Here is a 3,161-nt window from a genome sequence, read left to right as displayed (position 1 = left end):
GCCGGTTGGCCCGCGACCCGGAGGCCCGCAAGCGGCGCGAGGCGGTGCTGGCGGTGCCACGCCGATTGACCGGCGTGGGTGCGGCGTTCGACGCGGCGTCCGCGCTGATCGAGGCGGCCGAGGCGGAAGCCGAGGCGTCGGTTGCCGAGGCCGACACCGCCGAGCGGGCGGCACTGGAGACCGCGCTCGGCGCGGGCGCACCGGTCGCGGCGCGGCCGGCGCGATCCGGGGGGCCGCCGGGGCAGCTCAAGGAGCTGGAGAAACGGCAGAAGTCCCGGGCCACCCGGGCCCAGCGGGACGCGCTGGACCGGGCGCTCGTCGACCTGGCGGGCTTCTACCGGGACGCGCTGACCATGGCGCTGCGCGCGCCCGTCGCCCCGGTGCACACCGACACCGCCGCCCTGGCCGGTGCCGGCGCGCAGAAGTGGGACGCCGAGGGGGCGCTGCGCCGGCTGGAGGCCGTGCTCGCCTGCCGGTCGGCGATCGAGGCGAACGTCAAGCCGCGGATCGCGGTCGAGGCGATGATGCTCGCCCTCTGGAAGGGCTGACCCGCACGTTCCGGCCGAGGTCCCGCTCGCCGGACCGGTCATCCACAGGCATCGACACGCCTGTTTGCGGTGCGGTACGGTCCGGTGTGCCGTGGTGACGGTGACAGCACACTGAGTGAGGGATCACCCGGGAGGAGTCGGCCGATGCCGCGGGGGGAGATCGACGAAGCCTGGATCGAGGAGGCGGTGCGGCGCTACCGCCGGATCGAGTCACTCCAGGCCGAGTTCGACCAGGCGGTGTCCACCGTCGAGGTGACCGTCCGGTCGCCGGACGGCCTGGTCGAGGTGGTGGTCACCGCCGGCGGCACCCGCGAGCCACTGGACCCGGTCCGCTTCCTCGGCAACCGCTCCTCCGGCAAGCAGGGTTACGCGTTCGCCCGCGCGGCGGTCGCCCGGGGCGCCCGGGTCACAGTGGTGGCGGCCAACGTCGGCCTCCCCGACCCGGCCGGCGTCGACCTGATCCGCGTGGGCACCACCGCCGAGCTGCGGGAGGCGACGCTGAAAGCCGCCATCGAGGCCGACGCGGTGGTGATGGCGGCGGCGCCTGCCGACTTCCGCCCCGCGACGTACGCCCCCGGCAAAATCAAGAAGTCGGACGACGGCGTCGCGCCCACCATCGAGCTGGTCACGAACCCGGATATCGCGGCCGAGCTGGGCCAGCGCAAACGACCGGATCAGCTGCTTGTGGTGTTCGCGGCCGAGACCGGCGACGCCGAGGCCAACGGCCGGGCCAAACTCGCCCGCAAGCGGGCCGACCTCATCGTGATCAACGAGGTCGGCGTGGACAAGGTCTTCGGCGCGGACACCAACACCGTGACGGTCATCGGCGCGGACGGCGCTGTCACCCGGCTACCGGAGCAGGCCAAGGAGGCGGTCGCCGACGCCGTCTGGGATCTCGTCGTGGCGCGGCTGCCCGAGCGTTCCTGATGGGTGGTAAAGGTCGCGACCGATCCCCTCACCGACCGCAGTGGTGATTACACTGCCGCAGAACGACCTCAACCCGTTTAGGAGTGCCGTGACACGCCGCCTCTTCACGTCCGAATCGGTCACGGAAGGCCACCCGGACAAGATCGCCGACCAGATCAGCGATGGCATCCTCGACGCGCTGCTCACCGAGGACCCGCACAGTCGCGTGGCGGTGGAGACGATGATCACCACCGGTCAGGTGCACATCGCCGGTGAGGTCACCACCAAGGCGTACGCCGATATTCCGACGATTGTCCGTCGGACCATCCTCGACATCGGCTACGACTCGTCGAAGAAGGGCTTCGACGGGGCCTCCTGCGGGGTCAGCGTCTCGATCGGCGCGCAGTCCGCGGACATCGCCCAGGGCGTGGACAACGCCTTCGAGCTGCGGACCGGAGCGTCGGAGAGCGCGCTGGACGCGCAGGGCGCCGGCGACCAGGGCATGATGTTCGGTTTCGCCTGCTCGGAGACGCCCGAGCTGATGCCGCTGCCGATCGCACTCGCCCACCGGCTGGCCCGCCGCCTCTCCGGGGTCCGCAAGGACGGCACGATCCCCTACCTGCGGCCGGACGGCAAGACCCAGGTCACCATCGAGTACGAGGGGCTGCGTCCGGTCCGGTTGAACACCGTCGTGGTGTCCAGCCAGCACGCCGCGGACATCTCGCTCGACTCGCTGCTCACCCCGGACGTGCGTGATCACGTCATCGCCCCCGAGCTGGAGAGCCTCGGCCTGGACACCGAGGGCTACCGGCTGCTGGTCAACCCGACCGGCCGGTTCGAGATCGGCGGCCCGATGGGCGACGCCGGACTGACCGGCCGCAAGATCATCGTTGACACCTACGGCGGGTACGCCCGCCACGGCGGCGGCGCGTTCTCCGGCAAGGACCCGTCCAAGGTGGACCGTTCGGCCGCGTACGCGATGCGCTGGGTGGCCAAGAACGTGGTGGCCGCCGGCCTGGCCGAGCGGTGCGAGGCGCAGGTCGCCTACGCCATCGGCAAGGCGCACCCGGTGAGCCTGTTCATCGAGACGTTCGGCACCGAGACGGTGCCGGTCCCCTCGATCGAGCAGGCCGTCGCCGAGGTGTTCGACCTGCGTCCGGCCGCTATCATCCGCGACCTCAACCTGCTCCGCCCGATCTACCAGCAGACCGCCGCGTACGGCCACTTCGGCCGGGAGCTGGCGGACCTGACCTGGGAGAGCACCGACCGGGCCGCCGACCTCAAGTCGGCCGCAGGAGCCTGACCGCCACCAGGCGTAGCGACCGGCGACCCGCTGATGGGTCGCCGGTCGCGCGCGTCTGCGTCGATGTTCCGCTCGCGCACCTGGACCGGCCGTTCGACTACCTGGTGCCGGCCGAGCTGGACGAGGTGGCGGTGCCCGGCACCCGGGTGAAGGTGCGCTTCGCCGGGCAGCTCGTCGACGGCTGGCTGCTGTCGCGCGCCGACGACTCCGGGCACACCGGCCGCCTCGCCTACCTGGAGAAGGTGGTCTCGCCGGAGGCCGTGCTGGCGCCCGAGATCGCCCAGCTGGCCCGGGCGGTCGCCGACCGCTACGCGGGCAGCCTCGCCGACGTGCTCCGGCTCGCCGTGCCGCCCCGGCACGCCCGGGTGGAGCAAGGAACCCGCGACGAGCAGTCCGACCCCGGC

General features: G+C 72.3%; 2 protein-coding genes and 2 pseudogenes. All 4 read left to right on the top strand.

The window, feature by feature from the left end; all coding sequences use genetic code 11:
• Positions 1-548 (top strand): annotated as a pseudogene (locus tag JM949_RS34870) (DNA polymerase III subunit delta'); the annotation flags it as partial.
• Between the two features lie 285 nt (positions 549-833).
• Positions 834-1,485 (top strand): annotated as a pseudogene (locus tag JM949_RS34860) (phosphopantothenoylcysteine decarboxylase domain-containing protein); the annotation flags it as partial.
• Between the two features lie 78 nt (positions 1,486-1,563).
• On the top strand, positions 1,564-2,757 hold the full coding sequence (metK, locus tag JM949_RS34855; RefSeq protein ID WP_203152319.1) for a methionine adenosyltransferase: 1,194 nt from the start codon (positions 1,564-1,566) through the stop codon (positions 2,755-2,757).
• The coding region (locus tag JM949_RS34850) for a primosomal protein N' family DNA-binding protein (protein WP_456320246.1) at positions 2,754-3,161 on the top strand (408 nt) is incomplete at its 3' end. The genes metK and JM949_RS34850, both read left to right, overlap by 4 nt.

This window comes from Micromonospora tarensis (assembly GCF_016803395.1).
Lineage (GTDB): Bacteria > Actinomycetota > Actinomycetes > Mycobacteriales > Micromonosporaceae > Micromonospora > Micromonospora tarensis.
Note: the sequence above shows the minus strand (reverse complement) of the source record. Positions and strands in the feature narration are given on the sequence as shown.